Raw genomic sequence first — 22,271 nt, forward strand, 5'->3', positions numbered from 1 at the left:
CACCGCATTCGCGGATAAGGTTTCAGTCATAGGGCAGGCGCATCACAAGCGCAATGCGTCAATTCGTGCCGCGATGCCGCCGCACTGCCGATCGATGAGAGGCATATAAACTATTTTTAGAGATCGCATGGTATCTCGTAAGGACTTCGACCATGCCGCCGCAGCTCATCTATCGCGGCGCGTTGCGAAGACTGGGAATCGCCATGGAAGTCGAAACACATCTGATCTCGCTAATACGTGTCCTCGGCCAGGTGGCGATTATTGTCTATGCCTATTCCTGGGTCATCCGTATCGTCGAGCGCGGCGCTTTGAAATCCGTGGCCGTCGGGCTGTTGTTCGGGCTAGTCGGCATCCTGTCCATGGGCGATCCCATCCAATGGATGCCAGGTGTGATCCAGGATGGCCGGTCGATCCTCCTTGTCCTTACGCCAATCTATGGCGGCCTTTTGGGAACCATTGTCGCTGCGGCGATGATGGCGCTGTTTCGGTACATGGTGGGCGGCATGGGCGCGGTGGTCGGCGTGGCCGGCATCGTAATCGTTGCAATCGCCGGCTATGTACTCACTCTGCTGCCGCGGCAATGGACCGGCACGGGATGGCGGCGATCGGCTCTGTTCGGTCTGGCGACCTGTTCATCCATTGTGGTTGTTTTCCTTTTTCCGTGGGCGGTTGCGCGCGCCCTTCTTATCTCGGCAACACTTCCGGTAACGATCGTCAATATCCTCGGTGTCATGCTGTTGTCGGATCTCTTGCAGCGGGAGCAATATCGCATTGGCATCCAGCGCGCGCTGGAGAATGAAGCGAGCCTCGATCCGCTGACAAGGCTTCCCAACCGCCGGGTGCTGCAGCGCGAAGGCGATCGATGCAGCAAGGAAGCGGGTATGCGGCGTATCCCCTTCTCGATCATCATGCTCGATATCGATCACTTCAAGAAGATCAACGATAGCTGGGGCCATTCCTTCGGTGACACCGTTCTGGCGCGGTTGGCCGATGTCATCAGGCAAACCGTCCGCAAGACCGACATTGCCGCCCGTTATGGCGGCGAGGAGATCGTCGTGCTGCTGCCCAACACCGATACGCGGGCTGCGGCTGCCGTTGCGGAGAAAATTCGCAAGGATATCGAGGATACGACCTTGATGTTCGAGCAGGAGGCCGTCCATGTCACGGTCAGCATCGGCATCGCCTGCTCCCTCGAACCGACGACGGATTTCAAACATGTGCTCGAGGCCGCCGACAAGGCGCTTTATCGGGCGAAGGCGGGCGGGAGAAATCGTGTGGAACTGGCAGAGGCCGCATAGGCCCGCCGCCTTTCCTTCCCATGGGCATGGCGTGCTCTGTCTCATTTCTATCCAAGCGTCCTTGACGGAACGGGGCAGTCCGGAATAACTGGACGTGACGGTTCCCCAAGGAAGACTCCGCGGGGATTAATAGGGAACACGGTGAGGATGACCCAAGCGGGACCTAGACCGTGGCTGCCCCCGCAACTGTAAGCGGATTGCCGATCATCCGGGAATGACCAGCCTGCTGGTTCCTTCCTGAGGCTTTGAGCCGCGCCACTGCAAGCATGCTTGCGGGAAGGCCGATGATCGTCAGATATCCGCAAGCCAGGAGACCTGCCGTCGATCACGATCCAATCAGCCGGGCGGGGATGCTCGGAAAGGACAGAGAATGATTGACCTGCGCCTTCGACATTATCCGACACCTATCGGCCTTGATTGGGATCTCCGCAGCCGGCGGCCGTCTTTCTCAGCGCGATCGCGCTGACGCCGCCCCGTTTCCTTAATCCTATCGAGATCGTTTATGCGCCATTTTTTGACGACCATTGCATTTGCACTTGGGCTGACCGGTTTTGCCGGCTCCGGTTTTGCCGCCACCCAATATCCTCTCACCATCGATAATTGCGGTCAGAAGGTCACTTTTGAAAAGGCTCCGGCCAAGATCGTTTCGCTCGGCCAGGGCATGACTGAAATCCTCTTTTCGCTCGGCCTTGCCGACAAGATTGCCGGAACGGCGGTCTGGGTCGGCCCGGTTCTGCCGCAATATGCCGAAGTCAACGGCAAGATCCCGCGGCTCGCCGATAACGATCCGAGCTTCGAATCCGTCGTTGGCAAGGCTCCGGATCTCGTCGCTGCCGAATTCGAATGGCATGTCGGCGCGCAGGGTTCCGTCGGCACACGCCAGCAATTTTCGGAACTCAGGATCAATACCTATGTTGCTCCGACCGATTGTGTCGCCAAGGTCAATACCGATGGCGGCGATGGTGTGCGGAAGGAGCTTTTCACGATGGATCTGGTCTATCAGGAAATCGCCGAGCTCTCGCAGATCTTCGACGTTAGGGATCGCGGCGATGCCCTGATCGCGGATCTGAAAAAGCGCGAGGCGGATGCAGTCGCTTCGATTGCCGCTGCCAAGGCCAAGGATCTTCCGATCGTGTTCTGGTTCTCCAGCAAGGAGGTCAATGGCGATGCCTATATCGCCGGCAAGAACAGCGCGCCGGCCTATATCCTGAAGACGCTCGGCGCCAGAAACGTGGTGACGACGGAAGAAGAATGGCCGATGGTCGGTTGGGAAACCATTTCGCAGGCCAACCCGGCCGTGATCGTCATAGCCACCATGGACCGCCGCCGCTATGCGGCCGACGATCCGAAGGTCAAAGTCGATTTCCTCGAAAAAGATCCAGTCACCAGCCAGCTCGACGCCGTTAAGAACAAGCGTTTCGTCATGATGGATGCGCAGTCGATGAACCCGACCATCCGCACCATCGACGGCATTGAAGTATTGGCCAAGGGCATCAAGTCCTTCGGCCTGGCGCAGTAAGATATGGGTCTCGCCGCAAAACGCAGGACATGGTGGGCGCTCTTGGCGCTCGCCATGGCTGCCGTCATTCTTCTGACCTTCATGATCAGCCTCGCCGTATCGATCGGCGAGATTTCGATCCCGCTGTCGACCACAGTAAAGGCCGTTTCGAACCGGTTGTTCGGAACGAGCTTCGAACTCAGCCGGATCCATCAGGGGATCGTCTGGGACTATCGCCTGAGCCGCGCGCTCGTTGCTGCAAGCACCGGTGCGTCGCTTGCCTTGAGCGGGGTGGTCTTGCAGGCGTTGCTGCGCAATCCGCTCGCCGAACCCTTTGTGCTCGGGATTTCCGCCGGCGCCTCCACCGGGGCGGTCTGCATCATGATCCTCGGTCTTGGCTACGGCATTCTAGGCCTTTCCGGCGGCGCCTTCCTCGGCGCGGTTGCAGCCTTTCTTTTCGTCGGCCTGCTTGCCGCCGGGGTCGGCGGCACGAGTGAGCGCATCATTCTATGCGGCGTCGCCGGTTCGCAGCTTTTCAACGCGCTCACCTCCTATATCGTCACCACCTCGGCCAATGCGGAGCAGGCGAGGGGCGTCATGTTCTGGCTGCTCGGCTCCATGAGCGGCGTGCGCTGGCCGGACGTTTATCTTTCAGGGCCGGTCGCCATCATCGGCTTCGCCGTCTGCATGGCGCATGTCCGCGTGCTCGATGCCTTCATCTTCGGCACGGATGCTGCCGCATCGCTTGGCATTGCGGTCAAGCGCGCCCAAGTCGTTCTGCTTGGCGTGACGGCTTTCATGACGGCAGCGGTCGTCAGCATCGCCGGGTCGATTGGTTTCGTCGGGCTCGTCATTCCGCATGCGGCCCGCTTCGTTGTCGGGCCAAGCCATGACCGGCTGCTGCCGGCAGCAGCTTTGGCCGGCGCCATCTTCATGGTCGCCGCCGATATCATCTCGCGGGTCATCATTCCCCAGCAGATTCTGCCGATCGGCGTCGTCACGGCCTTGTTCGGGGCTCCGGCCTTCGCCCTCATTCTCTATCGCACCCGGAGGACGGCATGAGCATTGCTGTGGACACGGTAACCTTTGCAGCCGGCAATAGCCTCATCGTCAACGGCGTCAGCCTGACGGTGGAAAAAGGCAAGGTGCTCGGGCTCCTTGGGCCGAACGGCTCGGGAAAATCCAGCCTGCTCAGGCTGATCTGCCGGCTGCGGAAGGTCAAAAGCGGGGTCATCCGGCTAGGCGGTAGCGATATTGCCTCGATCTCGCGGAGCGATATTGCCCGCCGCATCGCGCTGGTCGAGCAGCAGGCGACGACCGATACGCAGGTCACAGTGATGGACGTCGTCCGTCTCGGCCGTACGCCGCATCGCGGTCCCCTATCGGCCTGGAGCGCTCACGACGATGCGGCGGTTTCCGATGCGCTTGCCCGTGTCGGTATGCAAGGCCGCGCCGGTCAGCCGTGGCAAACTTTATCGGGCGGTGAACGACAGCGCGTCCATATTGCGAGGGCGCTTGCCCAGACTCCAAGCGAACTGCTGCTTGACGAGCCGACGAACCATCTCGATATCCAACATCAGCTCGATATTCTCGGCCTGGTCTCCAGGCTCGATGTCACCTCCATCGTGGCGCTGCACGATCTCAATCTCGCGGCCATGTTTTGCGACAGCCTTGCTGTTTTGCAAAATGGCGAGGTCGTTGCGGCAGGCCCGCCTGAAGAGGTGCTGACACAGGAGTTAATCGAGCGCGTTTTCGGCGTGCGCGCGCATGTGCAGAAATCTTCAGTGCACGGCCGCTGCAACATTCAATACATGGCGGGTTGAGTGGCATCTGTCGCGATCGCGAAATAAAATGGATCGCCCCAGTCTAAGCAATTCCGACCGGGGCGCATCGTATTACTGAATGGTGCGAGTTCGCCTCAGCCTTCGAAGCCGAACCGCTCGACGTCGAAATCGTCGCCATCATAGCTGATGGCTCCGGCTTGGGCCTCCGCCATGTCGTCGTGCATCGGAATGGGCGCGCTGACGAGGCCTGGCAGCGTCATGTCGACGGCCATGCCTGGCGGACGCAAAGCCCAGGCGACGATCGCCCCCGTCGACATGTCTCCAACACCGGCTGAGACATCTTGCGCGGCCGCCGAGGGAAGGGCAGCGATCGGCTGCATCTTTGCCATGGCGCTCTCGGTCGTATTCTCCACATTGTGAGACACGACGAGCTTTCCAGCGTTGCTGCGTCCCACGACCAGGCTGGCGAGCACGGCAGTGGGAGCTGGTCTTTCCGGCGCGGTCGTGGGGATGACGACGATGCTGCTGGTCGGCCGCCACGCCGGCAGCGGAACGGCATAGGCTGCGAGGTCGGCAAAGGGTTGGGTCTTGCTTTCCTCAGCCACCCGCTTGCCAAGCTGAGTTTCCAGCCCATCCACGGCCCGGCTTCTGGGGGTTGGCAGCATGCTGGTCAAAAGGCTGCGGTCGGGTTCGACGTTGCGAGACGCTGTGAATGATCCGGCATCGTCGCTGTCGTCCTCAGCGGCCGTGATTTTGCTCGCCATCTGGGAAGGGCGCTTTTTGGATTGTGCGACCGCTACGTCGTAACCCGGCAGTGGCCTGCCATCTGCCGGCACGTGAAGCGTCTGTCCATTGGGGAAAAGCCGCGCAAGCTCCTGGCGCGACATTCTCGGCCATGCGCGCACTCCGCCAACATCCAGATGCACGAAGGGCGAGCCGGAATTGGGATAGAAGCCCACGCCGCCGATCTGCATCTGCATGGCGATTGCGCGCAAGCTCGCGAGCTTCACGCCGGGAATGTAAAAATCCATTGCCTTGCCGAGCGTGTGCTGGCTGTGCTTGGCGACACCGGAGCTGCGAGACCGGCCTCTCAGCATGTTGTTGGTAGACGGAGAGCGGTAGGCCGAAACCACGTGAATGGACTCTTTGGCGCCACTGCGGCGGTAGACTTCCCAGACGAGATCGAGCAATTCCGGATCGATCCTGGTCGGCTCGTTCTTTCGCCAGTCGCGCAAGAAGCGGTTGATTTGAGCAAGGCCGCGCGGGTCATATTTGCCATTACGCTTGAAGACGATGGTCGACCTTTCCCCCGTATGCGTGAAGAAGAGCTTGAGTGCCCTGTCCTCGGCCGCCGCCGAACCGGCAAAGGCGCCGAGCATCAGCATCGCGATCAGCGCCACCCGGAAAGCGATGAACGAGAAAGTCGTGGCGAAAAATGCCGCCGGAATGGAAAAGATCACGTGATGCACGGATACGACTTTCGCCCTTGCTAAGAGAAACAGAAATCAGAGGCGCCGCGCCTGCGGCATCGCTATACCCTCCAATTATGGTCAACAAATCCCTAACGGACCGTTTAAAGGCAGAAACGGAAAAATTTCATTGGTCCGAGTATATTCGTGAGCGGTTGAGGTCGCTTTCTCCCTTGGCGTGCCTTATTTCTGAAAGCTTCAGCTTTGCCGTTGCAATTTTGTCAGCGGTCAACCCTTGCCTGTAAGGCGGTTTCTTCCAAAAGATAGGTAAAACCGGCTTTGCAAACGTTTTCGCGTGGGTTGCAAACTGTCTGCCAAGACATCATCATCCCGCCCCATGAGTGGACAGAATCGTTTTGCTCCCCCGTCGAGCGGGCAGCAAACAATCAAACGTAGCGACCTATTGCGGCAGCTCCGGCGCGCCGGGCTGCGCCGTTTGACGACCATTGTCGCACCTGCCGGCTACGGCAAGACCTCGCTTGCCGTCCAATGGTACGAGCTGCTGAAGGCGGATGGGGTCAAGCTCTGCTGGGTGTCGCTCGATTCCGAACACACCAATCAGGAAGCCTTTCTGCTTGCATTGATCGATGCCTTGCAGACGCTGCTTCATGAAGATGGTGCCGACGCCGGCAACCTTCCGGCTGCAGCATTGCTTTCGGTGCTGGCGACCCGCCTGCGCAAGATCGAAGGACCGCTCGTCGTCTTTCTCGACGATTATCATTTCGCGCAGACGGATGCGACCGAGGCGCTGATGGCGAAGATCCTCGCCGACCTCTCGCTCGAACATGTCAAGCTGGTGCTGGTCAGCCGCAGCCCACCACGCTTTCCGCTCTCGGCCTTGCGGCTGCGTGGTGAGTTCAAGCAGTTCGGCGTTGCCGAGCTTGGCTTCAGCGATGCCGAAGCTGGAGAGCTTTTTGCCGGGAAGGGCACTCATCTGACGGAGGAGCAGATCGGTTCTTTCAATCGCCGGACAGAAGGCTGGGCGGTCGCACTGCAGATGGTGAGCCTGCTCGTATCGGAATCGGATGAAAGCGACAGCATCCTTGCCTCTTTCGATGGCGGCGATACGGATATGGGCTCTTATCTATCGGAGCAGGTGTTCGAGCATCTACCCGAGGATATACGCCAGTTTCTCATCGACACGGCCGCCCTTCCGGCTTTCAATCATTCTCTGCTCGAAGCGGTGCTGGACAGCAGAGAGCGTGCCGACCTCTGCGAAAGCCTGGCCGAATACGCGCTTCCGGTGACCTTGCTTGCCGGCCCCGGCAACTGGATGCGGTTTCACCCCGTCTTCAACGAGTTCCTCAAGAAAACCGCCAGTCGCAGAGGTGTCGATGCCAATCGCGCTCTTAATCGTGCGGCACACTGGTTCGAGGCACGGGGCGACATAGACCGTGCGGTTCATCATGCGCTTTCCGCAGGCGATGCCAATCTTGCGGCGCGCATTGTCGAAACCGCCGGCGGATGGCGGCGCGTCTATGCCACCACCCGCGGCGGCGCAACATTGTTTCAGGCCTTGAGCGGACATGCCTCGGAAATCGATCTGGCCCGTTTTCCACTTGCGACCCTCGGCCTTTCGATCTTCAACGCGAAGGCGGCGCAGCTTGCGGCGGCCAATCATTATCTCGCCATCGCCGATCGGGTGGCCGCTGGCGATCCGATCCTGGCAAAGGATGTGCGCGTGGTGCGCATCCTCCTGGCGCTTTATACCGACCATTGGGCGAGTGCGGCCGACCTTTCCGCTCTTGAGGACGATCTGCGGCAGCCGGATGGAATGGAGCTCATTCATCGGGCGCTTGCGCTCAACATGCTCTCCTACAATTTTCTGATCCGCAGCGAGCTTGACCGGGCTCTGCATTACGGGCATCTGGCCATTCGCGCCTTTCGCGACGGCGGCGCCGATTTCGGCGCCATGCACCTTTATACCCATATCGGCCAGGCTTTCTTTCTATCCGGCGATTGTGCGAGCGCTCTGTCGGCCTACGAGGAACTGATCTGCGAAGCCCAGACCAATATTGGTCCAGGCAGCGATCTCGATGCCGTCGGCCAGGTATTGAAGGCCGAGGTTCTGTCGATGCGCGGTGAGGCGGAAACCGCGGCGGAGATGCTCGAATGGGCGCTGCCGCATCTCGAGCTGCACGATACCTGGTTCGATCTTCTGGCTGCCGGCTTCATGGCCGAACAGCGGGTCCTGCGCATGCGTGGGGATCTGCTCGCCGCGCATGCAGCCATGGACCGCATCCGCGCTACTGCGAGACGCCGTAGTTTCGAACGGCTCACGCGGCTGATCGATGGGGAGCGCGCCATGCTGCTCATGGCCTCCGGCGATCTCGATCATGCAATCCGCCATGCCGAGGCCAATGGTTTTGGCATGCAGGCAGTCGCTTCGGATCGCGCCAATGCGCTGGCCATTCATTTGCGCGGAGCCACGCCGGCTATCTTCTGGACCCGCACCCATCTGGCCCTTGGCGACAAGGTCAAGGCGCGCGAGATCTTCGATCAATTCATGATGCGCCAGACGCAGCGCCCGCATGTTCCGCGTGCGATCGAGCTTGCGCTCATCGAAATCGAAATTCTCCTGGCGGAGGGTCAAAGCGAACCTGCCGCCGCCCGCCTATCCGATCTCGTATTGACGACGCCGCTTGCCGATTATCGCAGCCTGCTTCGTTTTGGCCACCCGGCAGCGCTTTCAGAGCTTCGTGCGCTTGTCAAACATCCGACCGTCGCAGCAATTACCCGCCAGCGCCTTCAATCGCTATTTACGGATGCGGACGTATCGGAAGAGCCGGCCGTCGGCAGTGAAGATGGTTCTGTTTTCACAGGCCGGGAGCGCACGGTGCTGGAATTGCTGAGCTCGGGGCTTTCCAACAAGGAAATCGGCCGGATGCTCGCCTTGTCCGACAATACGATCAAGTTTCACCTGCGCAATATCTTTGCGAAGCTCAACGTCTCGACTCGGACCGCGGCCGTGACGGCGGCACGTCAAAAAGGCGTGCTTGATCGATAACCTACCCGTTCGGGTGGGTTTTGGCACCTCCGCCCACCCATCGGAAAGGCTATCGATAGACGAAAAAACACCTAATCTGCACTCGTGCAAATATAGTGATGAGAGGTAGATTCGTGATCGTCGTCGATCCGGTGACGCAGGAGATTATCGAAGGCAAGCTGGCAGCCACCGTCGACGAGATGGGCGTGGTCATGGCCAGAACCTCGATGAGCCCTGTGATCTACGAGGTGCTTGATTTTGCCTGTGGTCTTCTCACCCGTGACGGTGAGCTGGTGGCGCAGATGAACGGCATCACCCTCTTTACCGGCACGTTCGGCACGCAGGTCAAATCGCTGATCGCACTTTACGGCGACGATTTGGAAGACGGCGACATCCTGCTCACCAACGATCCCTATTCCGGCGGCACGCATGCCTGCGATTTTGCCATCGTCAAGCCGATCTTCTTCGATGGACGGATTCTGGCCTATGCCATCAATGTTGCGCATTATCTCGATGTCGGTGGCTCGGTTCCGGGCTCGCTGGCGCCCAATGCGACCTCCGTCTTCCAAGAGGGCTTGAGGCTGCCGGGCGTGAAAGTCATGCGTAGCGATCGCTTTTCGGGCGAGGTCCTGCGCATCATCCGCGAGAATGTCCGTCTGCCCGAGGTCGCGATCGGCGATCTCACGGCGCAGGTCGCGACCGTCCGCGTTGCTGCTAGGCGGATGGCGGAGCTGGCGCGCAAATATGGCACCGATGTCGTCGAAGCCGCGTTCGATCACCTTCTGTCGGTGAGCGAGAAGCAGGCGCGCGCCGCCATCGCCGCACTGCCCGACGGCACCTATGAGGCGGAAGATATAATCGACGGCGATGGCGTCACCACCGATCCTATTTCCGTCAAGGTTGCCGTCACGATTTCCGGCGATCGCTTGACGGCGGATTTCACCGGTTGTCCGCCGGCGGTCGCGGGTCCAATCAATTGCGCGGCCGGTGCGCTGCAATCGGCGGTGCGTACCATTTTCAAGGCTCTGGTCGCGCCGCAGGCGCCGTCCAATGAGGGCTGGTTCCGGCCGCTCTCCGTTATTGCGCCGACAGGTTCGGTTTTCACCGCCGAGAAGCCTTCTCCGACGGGCTGGTATTACGAGGGCTCGGTGCATGCTTCAGAACTCGTCTGGAAGGCTCTTGCCAAGCTGATGCCCGAGCGGTTCTCCGCCGGTTCCTATACGAGCCTCTGCGTCGTCTATGTTTCCGGCAAGGACGAGGCGGGGCAGCCGTTCATCCATATCGAACCGCAGCATGGCGGCTGGGGAGCGAGCAGGGACGGCGACGGCGCCAATGCGCTGATCGCGCTCACCGACGGCGATACCTACAATTACTCCGTCGAGGTCATCGAAGCGCGCTTTCCCTTGCTGGTGCGTCGCTATGGGCTCAACGTCGAAGGTGGATCAGGGGCCGGGCGCCGTCGCGGCGGTTTCGGCGTCATTCGCGATTATGAAATCCTCGGAGACGGCGCTTCCGCCTATTGCAGCTTTGGGCGAACCGACACGCCTCCCTGGGGAATAGAAGGCGGCAAGTCCGGCAGCATCAATCTTCTGCAGGTGGAGGAGAACAGCGGGAAAGTCCACAATTTCGGCCGCGAGCCGCATATCGAGCTGAAGCGCGGCGATCTCGTGCGGATCATCACCGGCGGCGGCGGTGGTTGGGGCGATCCGCGTGCTCGCGAACGGGAGCAGGTCCGCCGCGATGTCGAGGACGGCTATATCACCAGCGAGATGGCGCGCAGCCTGTATGGATATGAAGAGGGCATGGCGTCATGATCAGACTGGCGACGGATGTAGGCGGTACCTTTACCGACCTCGTCGGTTATGATGAACGCACGGGCGAAATCTTCACCGCCAAGAGCCTGACGACCGTTCACGATCAGTCCGAAGGCGTCCTTGAGGCGATTGCACTTGCCGAGAAGAAGGATGGGCTTTCGGCGCGCGATGTGATCTTTTTCGCCCATGGCGGAACGACCGTCATCAATGCGATCACGGAACGCAAGGGCGTCAAGACGGCGCTGGTGACGACTGCGGGATTTCGTGATGTGCTGGAAATCGGCCGCGGCAATCGTCCCGATCTCTACAATCTGCAGTTCAAGAGCCCGGAAGCCTTCGTACCGCGCAGTCTGCGCTTCGAGGTGCGCGAACGCCTGGATGCCAAGGGGCGGGTGCTGACGCCCATCGAGCTTGGGGATATCGAGCCGATCGTTCGCGAATGCCGCGCTCGCAATGTGGAGGCAGTTGCCGTCGTTTTCCTCCATAGCTATGCCAATCCCGAACATGAGATCGCCTGCGCCAAGGCGATCGCCGAGGCGCTGCCGGATGTCACGGTTTGCGCCAGCCACGAGGTTTCCCGCCAATGGCGGGAATATGAGCGTTCCAATACGGCCGTGCTTAACGCCTATGTGCAGCCGATCATCAAGCGCTATTTTGCGCGGCTCGAAAGCGCGTTGACTGAGCGCGATCTCACCTGCCCCTACTATGCCATGCAGTCGAACGGCGGCATCTCCACCTTCGATCAGGCGCAGATGAGCCCGCTGACGCTGGTGGAATCCGGCCCGGCCGGCGGTGTGGCGGGTGCTGCGCGCATCGGCACGGTGCTTGGCGAATCCGAAGTCCTGTCGCTCGATGTCGGTGGCACGACGGCAAAATGCTCGCTGATCCATGACAGCCGCCCGACGCTCGACAGCGAATACAAGCTCGAACATACCCGCATCGCGCCCGGTTATCCGGTGCAGGTGCCGGTGGTCGATATCGTCGAAATCGGCGCCGGCGGCGGCTCGATCGCCCGCATCGACGAGCGTGGTGCGCTCTGTGTCGGCCCGCAAAGTGCTGGATCGACACCGGGGCCGGCCTGCTATGGCCGGGGCGGCGAGAAGCCTACGCTTTCCGATGCCCTGCTGACGCTCGGCATTTTCGATCCGGCAAGCTTCGCCGGCGGCCAGATGCAGCTCGACAAGTCCAAGGCAGCCGCGGCAATTGCGACGGTTGCCAAGCCGATGGGGTTATCGGTCGAGGATGCGGCGCTCGCAATCGTCGAGATCGCGCATGCGTCGATGATCAATGCGCTGAAGCTGGTAACCGTCCAGCGTGGGCATGATCCGCGCGATGCCGCTTTCGTCATTTCCGGGGGCGCGGGACCTGCGCTTGCTGCGCGTCTCGGGCGCGATCTTGGCGTAAAGATGACTGTCGTGCCGCCGCATCCCGGCATCTTTTCGGCCTGGGGAATGCTGGCGGCCGAACCGCGCGCCGATTTCCGCAGCACGTGGTTCGCTCCCCTTGGTCCGGAAGCCGTCAGCAATCTCAAGCGCCGGTTCGACGAATTGAAGCGTGAGGCGGTCAAATATTTCTCCAAAGGCGATGCGGCGGAGGTACGGTATGTCTGCCGCGTCGAAGCCCGCTATCGCGGGCAGGAGCACGGCGTCTTCGCTCTGTTCGAAATGGAGGATGATGCCGAAAGCTTTGCGGAACGCTTTCATGCCGCGCATGAGCGTGCATACACCTTCTGTCTGCCTGGTTCGCCGGTCGAGATCACGATGATCCATCTGGAAGCGGTGCTCCACGGCCCGGTCATCGCCATCCCGAAACCCGATCGTGTCGGCCGATCGCTGAATGCGGCCTTCAAGGGGGACCGCGAAGTCTATTTCGGCGGCACGACCGGTTGGGTGTCCTGCCCCGTCTACGAGCGCACACGACTGCCGTCTTCCGAGAGGGTTGCCGGCCCACTCATCATCGAAGAGGCAACCGCGACGTCGCTGGTTGTTGCCGGACAGGAACTGGAAGTGAGCGAGGAGGGCTTGCTGCTCATCCGCGAAAGCGATGGGGGAAGCGTCTGATATGGCGATAGCGATCGGTCTCGACCATATCGTCAGAAATTACGGGCCGACGCGTGCCGTCGACGACGTGACGCTCGACATCCGAGCCGGGGAGTTCTTTACATTGCTCGGCTCGTCCGGTTGCGGCAAAAGCTCTTTGCTGAAGTTGATCGGCGGCTTCGACAGGCCGACCTCGGGACGTGTGCTTTTCGACGGAAAGGACATGGCTGATGTTCCTGCCAATCTCCGGCCGGTCAATACCGTTTTCCAGTCGCTCGGGCTCTTCCCGCATATGAATGTCGCTCAGAACGTCGGCTACGGCCTGAAGTTGCGCGGGTTGTCCGGTGCTGCCTTGAAAACGAAGGTCGATGGCGCGTTGGACCTGATCGAACTTTCGGGTTTTGCAGATCGCGACGTCAATCTTCTCTCAGGTGGCCAGCGCCAGCGCGTCGCGCTGGCGCGCGCTCTCGTCATGGAACCGGGTATCTTGCTGCTTGACGAACCTCTGACCGGGCTGGACGAACGGCTGCGCCAGCAAATGCGTGATGAGTTCGGACGGCTTCATAAACGGACCGGCGCGACCTTCATTCTCGTCACCCACAATCAGGACGAGGCACTCAGTCTTTCGGATCGCATGGCGGTCATGCACAAGGGGCGGATCGAGCAGACCGACGTGCCGTCGCGCTTCTTCGAGGCGCCGGCCAATGCCTTCGTTGCCCGTTTCGTCGGCATCGATACGCTCCTCAAGCCCGAAAGCATCTCGATTTCAGGCAGCACGGCTCTCGTTACGATTGCCGGACAGCGCATCAGTGCCAGCTTCTCCGGAGCGGTGCCCCCAGCCGATGCGCTCGTCGCAATCCGCCCGGACCGGGTTGAACTTATCTCAGCTGGCGAGGAAGTGGCCGAAATAATTGAACTTAAGGTTGTCGAAAGCATCTATCGCGGACTCAGCCATGACGTTACGCTCGCTTTCGCCGACGGCCAGCGTGTGGTTTTAACGACCAGCGCGGACGCAATTCCGCCCTCTCCGGGGGAAAGCGTGCGCGTTTGTTTGAAGCCGGGTGCTGCGCTCCTGATCGATCATTCCGGAAGAACGGCCTTGGCTGGAGGCGATGAGTAGAACCCGAATAGCTGAACTAAGCAAAAAATGAGGGAAGGGAATGACACGATGAATAAAAGCAATGATTTCGCCTCCTCCGCCTTGAGGAGCAATATGCAGCGCCGTGACATGCTCAAACTGATGGGGGCCGGCGCGGCTGCGCTCTCCTTTGGTGGATTGGCCACAACACCGGCCATGGCCGATGACGCAACGGTAGCATTCTGGGGCACCGCCACGCTCGATATCGGCGACAAGTGGCAGGAATTTACCCGGCAGAGCGGCGTTTCACCGGAGTTTACCGACAACGGCAATGATGTCGGCCCGGTGGTCGCACGCCTTGCCGCCGGCAATGCCAACGATCTCTTTGATGTCGGCGGCTTCCAGGGTGGCGCCGAACGGGAACTTGCCAAGCAGGGCCTGATTGCTCCTTGGGACGTCTCCAAGATCCCGAATTTCGCGGGCATCTGGCAATGGGCGAAGGATATTCCGACCCTGACCTATGAGGGCAAACAGTACGGCATCCCGACGGTCGTCAACGCCGACTCCATCATCTATCGCCCCGACAAGCTCGGCAAGGTCGATAGCTATGGCGTCATCTTCGATCCGAAGCTCAAGGGCCGGGTCGCGATGGAAGACGCGTGGATCAACAGCGCCATCTTTACGGCCATCTACCTCAAGGAAGCCGAAAACAAGCCGATCAAGGAGCCGGGCAACCTGACGGAATCCGAGCTTGGCCTCGTCATGGAGTTCCTGATCAAGCACAAGAAGGATGGCCAGTTCCGTACCTTCTGGAACGGCTGGGAACAGGGCGTGCAGTTGGTGGCGAACGAGGAAGTCGACGCCATGACCGGCTGGGAGCCGATCGTCTATGAAGGCCGTAAGCGCGGACTTCAGGTGGAGTATGCAGCTCCCGTCGAAGGCTATGAAGGCTGGGGCAACAATACGGTGCTGCTCAAGGGTGCCACGGAACGCGGCAAGGCCGACGTTGCGCACAAGTTTGTCGATGGCTTGCTTGCCGGTCTCTATGGCTGCGAACTCGGCAAGGCGCGTGGCTACCTCGTGCCGACCGACAACAACGTCGCCTACGCCAAGGCCCATCCGGATGAATACAAGGCCGATGACGTCGCCAAGCTTGCCGACCATGTGAAGGCCAAGTTCTCCGGAAAGGTCTACTGGCAGAATTGCCGGCCGGACAATTTCCAACTTTACGAAGAGTGGTGGCAGAAGCTGCGCAACGCCTGATTTAACACGATGGATCGGGGCTGGCACATCTGTCGAGGGACAGGCCGGCCCCGAGCCGATGGGATCAACGCCGAGAGAAGGAGGATTAGACCATGAAGACATCCGTTCTATTGCTGACCGCTCCGCTCGCGGCGATTATCGCGCTTGGCCTCGCGCCACTCGTTCTTGTCGTGGTCTGGAGCTTCTGTGCCTGGGATTCCGCCACCTACTGGATCAAGCCGGAGTTCAGCCTCGCCGCCTATGGCGCTATTCTGGAAGCCGGGCGCTGGAGCGTGTTCCTGTCCACGCTCGGCAAGGCGTTCCTGACGTCAGCTATTTGCCTCGTCATTGCCTATCCCACCGCCTACGCGATGTATTTTTTGGCCGGGCGCACCCTGTCTGTCGTGCTTGCGGCCCTGCTTACGATCCCGTTTTTCACGTCCTATCTCATTCGTTCGTTCTCCTGGCGGCTGCTGCTCGGTCGCACTGGTGTCATCAACACGCTTCTGCAGCAGGTCGGCATCACTGACGCGCCGCTCGACTGGCTGCTGTTCAGCGATTTTGCGGTCATCGTCGGGCTTGTCGCCTCCTACCTGCCGTTCGCAACCTTCCCCATCCTGCTCTCGATGCGCCGTGTCGATCCGATCGCGCTGGCGGCATCGCGCGATCTCGGAGCGGGTTTTTGGACGATGGTCCGCACCGTCTTGCTGCCGCTGACCTATTCCGGCGTCTTCGCCGGTTTCCTGTTCGTCTTCGTCATGGTTGCCGGCTCTTCAACGGAAGTGCAGATGCTCGGCGGTGCCGGCGCATCGATCGTCTCGGTGATGATCAACGACGTCATGCGCGTCGCCAATTTTCCGCTCGCCTTTGCGATTTCGACGCTGATGCTCGTCATCGTCTTTGGACTGGTGCTGATCGGGGATGCCTTGTTCGGCCTCTCCTCGCTATTCGAGGAGCGAGGCCAATGATCGTCAGGGAAGGAATGGCCCCGCGCATTGTCATCTGGGCGCTGACCATCTTCGGCCTCATCGTGATCTATGCGCCGCCGCTTTATTTGCTCGGTGTCTCGTTTAACCCGGCGCTGCAGCCGGGACTGCCGCATTTCTCCGATATCACCCTGAAATGGTACCTCGCACTCGGCTCGGAAAGCGCGCTCGTCGCCGCGCTCGGCCAGTCGATCGTCATTGCGTTTGCGACGGCTGCCATTGCGACGCTGCTGTCGCTCGGCGCGGTGCTGGCGCATCGTGAGCTTCATCGCGGGCGCAGCCTGTGGTTTTTGACTGTGCTGCTGCCGATGTTCGTCCCAGGCGTCATCCAGGGGCTGGCGCTTTCGACCGTGATCAGCCGCGCCGGCGTGAAGGCATCGGCTTTGACTGTCATTGCCGGCCATCTGCTATGGGCGATGCCTTTCGCCTTCATCGTCATCCTGACGAGCTTTGCCGCGGTCAGGAGGTCCTATTTGATGGCGGCTGATGATCTCGGCGCCGGTCGCTTCCGGCAATTCTGGGATATTATTCTGCCACTGATCCGGCCCGGTCTTGTCAGTGCCTTCATCTTTTCGTTCCTGCTGTCGCTCAACGAGTTCACGCGCGCGTCCTATCTGGCCGGCCGTCAGAACACGTTGCCGGTCGTGCTCTTCGGCAAGATGAATTCCGGCGCTTCTCCGACGATCTATGCGATGTCGGGCGCAATCTTTCTTGTTTCCAGCGTTTGCGTGGTGGCTGTGGCACTGCGTTCGCTGCTTATGCAACGCCGAATGGGGTGATCAATATGCAAATAGGACTGACCAATCGCAAATTCCGCCCGCCCTTAGACCTCCACCAATGGGAGTACAGAGGATGAAACACGAGTCAAAGCTGATGGCACTGATCCGTGCGGGAAAGAGGCAGGAGGCACTCGATATGGTCGAGCGGCTAAAGGCGGGAGCACAATCGCTGCCGACCTCCATCAAGGTGGATCGGACGGGCGCCGTCACTTATTACAAGGGAAACTGCCGTTTCGTGAGAAACGTCCAGGGCGGCTGGGATCTGGTGCCGAAGAAAAAGTAGATGTCTGCTGTTGATCCGGGCATCGAAGAGGCTGGTGCCGTCGAACGTGCGGTGCGGGCAGGAAGCAACGTTGGGAAGGGAGCATCGCGCTTCACCCCCATCGTGGGACGCCGTGGAAATTCGATTTGGCGGATGGGCAATACTTGACGTTTGTCGTCGCGAACATTTGCCCATGCACGGTAATTAGGTCGAATATTCAATATCGTTTAAGATGTAATAATATTAGAAGATATCTTATTTAGAAATATAAAATTAACGTCCGAAGCCTAAGCTCTCCTTGACCGTCATCGCAAGACGATGGTCATCAAAGGAGACAGGACCATGTATCGTGTTTCTCATTTCAACAGGGAGAAAGAGGGAGCCGCAGCGGTCGAATTCGCACTCATCGCACCGCTTTTTTTCCTTCTGCTTCTGACGCTGATTGCCTTTGCCATCTATCTCACTGCCGCTCATTCGCTGCAGCAATTGACCGCCGACGCCGCCCGCACGGCAATCGCCGGGCTATCGGCAAACGAGCGAAGCCAGCTGGTTCAGAGCTTCGTCACCAATTCGACCATCAACGATGCTTTCATCGACAAGACCAAGTTGACCGTGACCGTCGCCACAGATCCGACCAATGCCAACCAGTTTACGGTCAGCGCCAGCTATGACGCGTCGGATCTTCCGATCTGGAACCTCTATACCTTCGCGATGCCGGATTCCACCATCCGCCGCTATTCGACCATTCGCTTGGGAGGTCTGTAATGAAACAGCTTCTCGGCCGGTTCGCGTCGCTTAAAGACAAGCGAGGAAACGTCGCGATCACGACCGCGCTCGTCTCGCCTTTGATCCTCTATTGCCTTGGTCTCGGCGTCGACTATGGCATGATGACGCTGCAGCAGCGACGCCTGCAGCAGTTGAGCGACATTGGTGCGATATCGGCCGCTTCCAATATTACAAATGCGCAGACTGCACTTTTGAACAATCTCCAAAGCAACGGCACCACCGCGGCTGTTGCCGCCGGCGCCAACTATATGACAAGCAACGGGCTCGTCAGTGCGGCCGCTGCTACCTCCGGTCAATATGAGACAGTCGCCAATTTCGTGCTCGGCACCTATACGGCGGACACATCGGTCCCGCTGGCAAACCGCTTCTCGTCGACGGGAGCCGCGCCATATGATTCCGTAAAGGTGACACTGACCCAGAAGGCGGTGATGCCTTTCGCTTCCGCCTTTGCTACACCGCCGACCTTGAGCGCGACGGGCACCGCGTCCAGCGAGCGTCTGGCCGCCTTTTCAGTTGGATCGCGGCTTGCGAGCCTCAATGGCGGTATTCTGAACCAGCTGCTTGGCGCTCTGCTCGGAACTCAGGTCTCCCTGAAGGTTGTCGACTATCAGTCGCTCATCAGTGCAAATGTCAATCTTCTGAGCTTTCTCAATCTGCTGGCAACCGACCTCAAGCTTACCGGCGTAAGCTATAACGAGCTTCTGGCAACCGACGTCACCTACGACAAGATTCTCGGCGCTCTCGGCAAATCGACGAATCTTTCGGCCGGAGTCGTCACCCTCATCAATAATCTGGGCAAAACGCTCGGTACCACGAAACTGACCGTAAAACTGCAGGATATCGTCAATCTCGGTCCGCTGGGGCGCAATATTGTCGGCACATCCCCCAATATGACTGCCAATATCAACGTGCTGGATCTCATTTCCACCACGGCAATGGCGGCCAACCAGCAAAGGCAGATTGCGCTTGATCTCGGAGCGGCATTGCCCGGAGTCGCCACGGCAAAATTGACGTTGGCGATCGGCGAAATGTCCCAGCAGACGCCAGCTCTGGCCGTAGGTGCACCGGGCACGATCGTTCGAACGCCGCAGGTCCGTGCGGCCCTTGAAGTCGCCGTTACCGGCCTTTCGCTGATCGCCGGGCTGAAGCTCAGGGTTCCCCTTTATATCGAGCTTGCCCCTGCTGAAGCCAAGCTTGCTTCGATCACCTGTGTCGGCGGCTCCATGCCAAATGCCGTCGTCGGAATAGATGCCGTACCCGGTGTTGCCGAGGTGGATCTGGGCGACGTCAACACATCTGCCTTCGTAAATTTCGGTTCCGAACCGCGGGTCACGCCGGCTGCGATTATCGATTCCCTTCTTCTGAAAGTGATCGCGAGCGCGCAGGTCGATATCGCCAATATGAGCCCGACGCGACTGACCTTTCAGCCTCCGGAGATTTCGGCCGGCACGATCAAGACGGTTTCTACCAACAGCGTCCTGACGTCCACGGTCTCCTCGCTCCTGAAAAACGCCACCATCACCATCCAATTGCTCTTCCTGACGCTCGGGACGCCGAAAGACGTGCTCTCGGCCATTGCTGACACGCTGTCGGTCGTGACCGCGCCGCTCGATCAGGTTCTATACGGCACGCTCGGTCTCCTCGGCATCGGTATCGGCCAGGCTGATGTAAGCGTCACCGACGCGAGATGTACGCAGCCCGTGCTGGTGCAGTAATAGTGTCTTGAACCGCATTATGGAGCGGCTTGCTTCTCGCGAGGCCGGCATGCAGGTCGGCCTCCTGCTGTCCGTCAAAGCCCGTGGCGGCTGCTCGTTGTCGCAGCCTTCAAGTCAGATAGGGACCGATGCGCTCCGCTACGGATGCAATATCCCTGACCCGCATCCCGGCCACGTTGATCCGACCGGAATCCGGCATGTAGATGCCATGCTCGGAGCGAAGCTGCCGAACATTTTCCGGAGAGATCGGCAGCAGGGAGAACATGCCTTCCTGCGAACCGATATTGGTGAGCTCCGCGCGGAATTGGCCAAAAGCCTCGGCAGCAGCCTGGCGGATCTCGACGATGCGCGTGCGCATTTCGCTGAGTTCATCGATCCAGGTCCGGTGCAGTGAAGGGTCCTCAAGGGTTGCGGCGACGATGGCTGCTCCGTGCGCGGGCGGCATGGAATAGCTCGTGCGGGCATAGCTTGCGAGATTGCCTATAGCTTTGCTCAAGGATGCCTGCCGATCCCCGAAGAGATAGGCCGCGCCGGTGCGCTCCCTATAGAGCGAGAAGGATTTGGAGCAGGAGACGGCAACCATGGCCTCGGCGACTGTTTCGATGACATCAATCATGCCGGCTGCGTCTTCGACTCGGCCGCGGCCGAGGCCTTGATAGGCATTGTCGAAGAGCGGGATCAATCCCTTGGCAGCGATGATGTCGGCAATATCTCGCCAGTTTTGCCGCGACAACGCGGCGCCTGTCGGATTATGGCAGCTCGTTTGCAGCAGCACGGCATCGCCGGGAGCAGCGTTCCGCAGGGTTGTCAGCATCTCGTCAACGAGAACGGCCTGCTTTTCAATGTCGAAGAAGCGATAGGTTGCGATCTGAAGGCCGACGCTGGCAAAGATTGCCTGGTGATTGACCCAAGTGGGCGTGCCGATCCAGATTTTCCGTCGCTTGTCGAGAGCAAGCAGTTCCGCAGCCAGGCGCAGAGCGCCGGTGCCGCCCGGTGTCTGAATTCCCGCGACCGGCTTGCCACCATGGCGCTCGCCGAAGACTTCGGACGCTAATGCTCTAAGGAAAACAGGATCGCCTTCCGGACCGATATAGGATTTGGATTGCTGCGTTTCCCAGAGATGATGCTCGGCTGCCTTGACAGCTTTCATGACCGGCGTTCGGCCGGTTTCATCGCGATAGACGCCAACGCCGAGGTCGATCTTTCCGGGCCTCGGGTCGGCCGCGAACTTGGCAATCAGTTCAAGCAAGGGATCGGGCTTCTGTTCCGTAAGGCTGTCGAAAAATGCTGTCTTGTTCATTGACCCATCCCTTTCCCTATTGCGGCCAATCCTGCAGAACCCGCACGAATTCCGACAACCACGCGTTCGTCTGGTGACCGTCCAGGGAGCGATGGTCAATCGTCAGGGACACATAGGCCATCGGGCGGATCTGGATCGTATCGGCCCCATCGACCTCCCGAACGACGACACGCTTCTCCAGCTTGCCGATGCCGAGGATGGCGGATTGCGGCTGATTGATGATGATGGGAGATGCGACCAGCGAGCCGGAAACGCCATGATTGGAGATCGTGAAGGTCCCGCCTTTCATATCGTCGGCCTTGAGCGCATTGGATCGCGCCCGGTCCGTCAGATCCTGGAGCCTTGCGGCGATCGCCTCAAGCTGGAGATTCTGCGCCTGCCGAATGATCGGCGCGACCAGGCCCTTGTCGCCCAATGCGATGCCGATCCCGATATTGATATCTTCGAAGATCTCGAGATTGTCATCATGCCATTGGCTGTTGACTTCGGCGACGAGTTTCATGGCCGCAACGGATGCCGCCACGAAATAGGCAGTATAGGATAGGTTCACGCCTTTGGCCTTCAGTCGGGCCTTGTTGTTTTCGCGATGGCGCATGATCGCCGTGAAATCGGCCTCGAAGATAGCGGTGACCTGCGGCGCCGTCGCCAATGATTGAGCCATGTGCCTTGCGATCGAAAGCCGCATGGTCGAATGGGGAACGATGCGAGATTTGCCGTCAGCCGCGACTGCCGGCGGGGTCTGTGCAGCCTCAGCCCGCTGCGACACCGGCCCAGATGGATGCGGCTTGGCGGTTTCCAGCGCATGATCCATATCGGCGCGTGTGACTCGCCCATCCCTGCCGCTGCCTTTCAGACTGGCCGGGTCGATCCCGTATTCCTCGGCGGCCTTGCGAACGGCGGGTGAATAATAAGCGGCGGCGGAGGCCGTGGCAGGTGAGGCCGGCTGTATCTGCGACGGAGCCTCGGTCGCTTGCGCTGCAATACCGTTCGCGTTTTCGATGCTCATACGTCCGAGGATCGCCCCCGGCATGGCGTCATCGCCATCCTCCATCGCAATTTCGCTCAGGATACCGTCGCATGGCGCCGCTATCTCCTGGGTGACCTTGTCGGTTTCCAGTTCGACAAGCGCATCGCCTTCTTTCACGTGGTCGCCGATCCGCTTCAGCCAGTTTCGCACAACCGCTTTCGTGCCCTCCTGTTCGATCGGAGCCGTGATCTCGATGATACCAGTCATT

At 59.9% G+C, this 22,271-nt stretch carries 17 protein-coding genes and 1 riboswitch; of the genes, 14 read left to right on the forward strand and 3 right to left on the reverse strand.

Features of this window, described 5'->3' with window-relative positions:
- The first annotated feature begins 152 nt into the window (after positions 1–152).
- The 4 genes from FHX05_RS15960 (at position 153) to FHX05_RS15975 (ending at position 4,619) form a co-directional block, all read left to right on the forward strand.
- Positions 153–1,298 (forward strand): diguanylate cyclase, encoded by a 1,146-nt coding sequence (locus FHX05_RS15960; protein WP_246698967.1) that lies wholly within the window; start codon positions 153–155, stop codon positions 1,296–1,298.
- An 81-nt stretch (positions 1,299–1,379) separates the two neighbouring features.
- Positions 1,380–1,636: riboswitch (cobalamin riboswitch) on the forward strand.
- Positions 1,637–1,800: 164 nt separating this feature from the next.
- Positions 1,801–2,817: an ABC transporter substrate-binding protein gene (locus tag FHX05_RS15965; RefSeq protein WP_183872892.1), complete on the forward strand. Its 1,017-nt coding sequence runs from the start codon at positions 1,801–1,803 to the stop codon at positions 2,815–2,817.
- Between the two features lie 3 nt (positions 2,818–2,820).
- Positions 2,821–3,858 (forward strand): iron chelate uptake ABC transporter family permease subunit, encoded by a 1,038-nt coding sequence (locus FHX05_RS15970; protein ID WP_183872894.1) that lies wholly within the window; start codon positions 2,821–2,823, stop codon positions 3,856–3,858.
- Entirely contained in the window at positions 3,855–4,619 is a 765-nt protein-coding gene (locus FHX05_RS15975) for an ABC transporter ATP-binding protein (RefSeq protein WP_183872896.1), read from the forward strand. Before FHX05_RS15970 ends, FHX05_RS15975 begins: the two co-directional genes overlap by 4 nt.
- A 95-nt stretch (positions 4,620–4,714) precedes the next feature.
- Here FHX05_RS15975 and FHX05_RS15980 read toward each other — a convergent pair whose 3' ends face one another.
- Positions 4,715–6,049, reverse strand: a complete 1,335-nt coding sequence (locus FHX05_RS15980; RefSeq protein ID WP_183872898.1) for a DUF882 domain-containing protein — start codon at positions 6,047–6,049, stop codon at positions 4,715–4,717.
- 436 nt (positions 6,050–6,485) lie between these two features.
- On the opposite strand from FHX05_RS15980, the gene FHX05_RS15985 reads away from it, so the two are divergent.
- From FHX05_RS15985 to FHX05_RS16030, 10 genes are all read left to right on the forward strand, one after another.
- Positions 6,486–9,056, forward strand: a complete 2,571-nt coding sequence (locus FHX05_RS15985) for a LuxR C-terminal-related transcriptional regulator (protein WP_246698968.1) — start codon at positions 6,486–6,488, stop codon at positions 9,054–9,056.
- Positions 9,057–9,154: 98 nt separating this feature from the next.
- Positions 9,155–10,849 (forward strand): hydantoinase B/oxoprolinase family protein, encoded by a 1,695-nt coding sequence (locus tag FHX05_RS15990; protein WP_183872902.1) that lies wholly within the window; start codon positions 9,155–9,157, stop codon positions 10,847–10,849.
- Positions 10,846–12,909, forward strand: coding sequence for a hydantoinase/oxoprolinase family protein (locus FHX05_RS15995; RefSeq protein WP_183872904.1), 2,064 nt, complete (start codon positions 10,846–10,848; stop codon positions 12,907–12,909). The genes FHX05_RS15990 and FHX05_RS15995 overlap by 4 nt, the downstream gene beginning before the upstream one ends.
- A 1-nt stretch (position 12,910) precedes the next feature.
- Positions 12,911–14,008, forward strand: a complete 1,098-nt coding sequence (locus tag FHX05_RS16000; protein WP_112603194.1) for an ABC transporter ATP-binding protein — start codon at positions 12,911–12,913, stop codon at positions 14,006–14,008.
- A 48-nt stretch (positions 14,009–14,056) separates the two neighbouring features.
- Complete coding sequence (locus FHX05_RS16005; protein ID WP_183872907.1) at positions 14,057–15,229, forward strand: substrate-binding domain-containing protein; 1,173 nt, start codon at positions 14,057–14,059, stop codon at positions 15,227–15,229.
- A 92-nt stretch (positions 15,230–15,321) separates the two neighbouring features.
- Positions 15,322–16,176, forward strand: a complete 855-nt coding sequence (locus FHX05_RS16010; protein WP_183872909.1) for an ABC transporter permease — start codon at positions 15,322–15,324, stop codon at positions 16,174–16,176.
- Positions 16,173–16,973, forward strand: coding sequence for an ABC transporter permease subunit (locus tag FHX05_RS16015; RefSeq protein WP_183872911.1), 801 nt, complete (start codon positions 16,173–16,175; stop codon positions 16,971–16,973). Before FHX05_RS16010 ends, FHX05_RS16015 begins: the two co-directional genes overlap by 4 nt.
- A gap of 73 nt (positions 16,974–17,046) precedes the next feature.
- Complete coding sequence (locus tag FHX05_RS16020; RefSeq protein WP_112603202.1) at positions 17,047–17,256, forward strand: hypothetical protein; 210 nt, start codon at positions 17,047–17,049, stop codon at positions 17,254–17,256.
- 321 nt (positions 17,257–17,577) lie between these two features.
- On the forward strand, positions 17,578–18,000 hold the full coding sequence (locus FHX05_RS16025; RefSeq protein WP_112603204.1) for a TadE/TadG family type IV pilus assembly protein: 423 nt from the start codon (positions 17,578–17,580) through the stop codon (positions 17,998–18,000).
- Positions 18,000–19,736 carry a pilus assembly protein TadG-related protein gene (locus FHX05_RS16030; RefSeq protein ID WP_183872914.1) on the forward strand — a complete coding sequence of 579 codons (1,737 nt, stop codon included), beginning with the start codon at positions 18,000–18,002 and terminating at the stop codon, positions 19,734–19,736. The genes FHX05_RS16025 and FHX05_RS16030 overlap by 1 nt, the downstream gene beginning before the upstream one ends.
- A gap of 109 nt (positions 19,737–19,845) precedes the next feature.
- Here the strand turns inward: FHX05_RS16030 and FHX05_RS16035 are convergent, their stop codons facing one another.
- Both FHX05_RS16035 and FHX05_RS16040 read right to left on the reverse strand, forming a co-directional pair.
- The gene (locus FHX05_RS16035; protein ID WP_183872916.1) at positions 19,846–21,036 is read right to left on the reverse strand and encodes an aromatic amino acid transaminase; all 1,191 of its coding nucleotides are present in this window, start codon (positions 21,034–21,036) and stop codon (positions 19,846–19,848) included.
- Between the two features lie 16 nt (positions 21,037–21,052).
- Positions 21,053–22,270, reverse strand: a complete 1,218-nt coding sequence (locus tag FHX05_RS16040) for a 2-oxo acid dehydrogenase subunit E2 (RefSeq protein ID WP_183872918.1) — start codon at positions 22,268–22,270, stop codon at positions 21,053–21,055.
- Position 22,271: the final 1 nt, after the last annotated feature.

The sequence above is a fragment of the Rhizobium sp. BK491 genome, assembly GCF_014194925.1.
Classification (GTDB): domain Bacteria; phylum Pseudomonadota; class Alphaproteobacteria; order Rhizobiales; family Rhizobiaceae; genus Rhizobium.

What these genes read in the sequence shown, in the direction of transcription:
- FHX05_RS15975 (WP_183872896.1), top strand. Translation starts at nt 3,855, where the DNA reads ATGAGCATTGCTGTGGACACGGTAACCTTTGCAGCCGGCAATAGCCTC.
- FHX05_RS16015 (WP_183872911.1), top strand. Translation starts at nt 16,173, where the DNA reads ATGATCGTCAGGGAAGGAATGGCCCCGCGCATTGTCATCTGGGCGCTG.
- FHX05_RS16020 (WP_112603202.1), top strand. Translation starts at nt 17,047, where the DNA reads ATGAAACACGAGTCAAAGCTGATGGCACTGATCCGTGCGGGAAAGAGG.
- FHX05_RS16030 (WP_183872914.1), top strand. Translation starts at nt 18,000, where the DNA reads ATGAAACAGCTTCTCGGCCGGTTCGCGTCGCTTAAAGACAAGCGAGGA.
- FHX05_RS15995 (WP_183872904.1), top strand. Translation starts at nt 10,846, where the DNA reads ATGATCAGACTGGCGACGGATGTAGGCGGTACCTTTACCGACCTCGTC.
- FHX05_RS16005 (WP_183872907.1), top strand. Translation starts at nt 14,057, where the DNA reads ATGAATAAAAGCAATGATTTCGCCTCCTCCGCCTTGAGGAGCAATATG.
- FHX05_RS15990 (WP_183872902.1), top strand. Translation starts at nt 9,155, where the DNA reads ATGAGAGGTAGATTCGTGATCGTCGTCGATCCGGTGACGCAGGAGATT.
- FHX05_RS16000 (WP_112603194.1), top strand. Translation starts at nt 12,911, where the DNA reads ATGGCGATAGCGATCGGTCTCGACCATATCGTCAGAAATTACGGGCCG.
- FHX05_RS16025 (WP_112603204.1), top strand. Translation starts at nt 17,578, where the DNA reads ATGTATCGTGTTTCTCATTTCAACAGGGAGAAAGAGGGAGCCGCAGCG.
- FHX05_RS15970 (WP_183872894.1), top strand. Translation starts at nt 2,821, where the DNA reads ATGGGTCTCGCCGCAAAACGCAGGACATGGTGGGCGCTCTTGGCGCTC.
- FHX05_RS15965 (WP_183872892.1), top strand. Translation starts at nt 1,801, where the DNA reads ATGCGCCATTTTTTGACGACCATTGCATTTGCACTTGGGCTGACCGGT.
- FHX05_RS16010 (WP_183872909.1), top strand. Translation starts at nt 15,322, where the DNA reads ATGAAGACATCCGTTCTATTGCTGACCGCTCCGCTCGCGGCGATTATC.
- FHX05_RS15960 (WP_246698967.1), top strand. Translation starts at nt 153, where the DNA reads ATGCCGCCGCAGCTCATCTATCGCGGCGCGTTGCGAAGACTGGGAATC.
- FHX05_RS16040 (WP_183872918.1), bottom strand. Translation starts at nt 22,270, where the DNA reads ATGACTGGTATCATCGAGATCACGGCTCCGATCGAACAGGAGGGCACG.
- FHX05_RS16035 (WP_183872916.1), bottom strand. Translation starts at nt 21,036, where the DNA reads ATGAACAAGACAGCATTTTTCGACAGCCTTACGGAACAGAAGCCCGAT.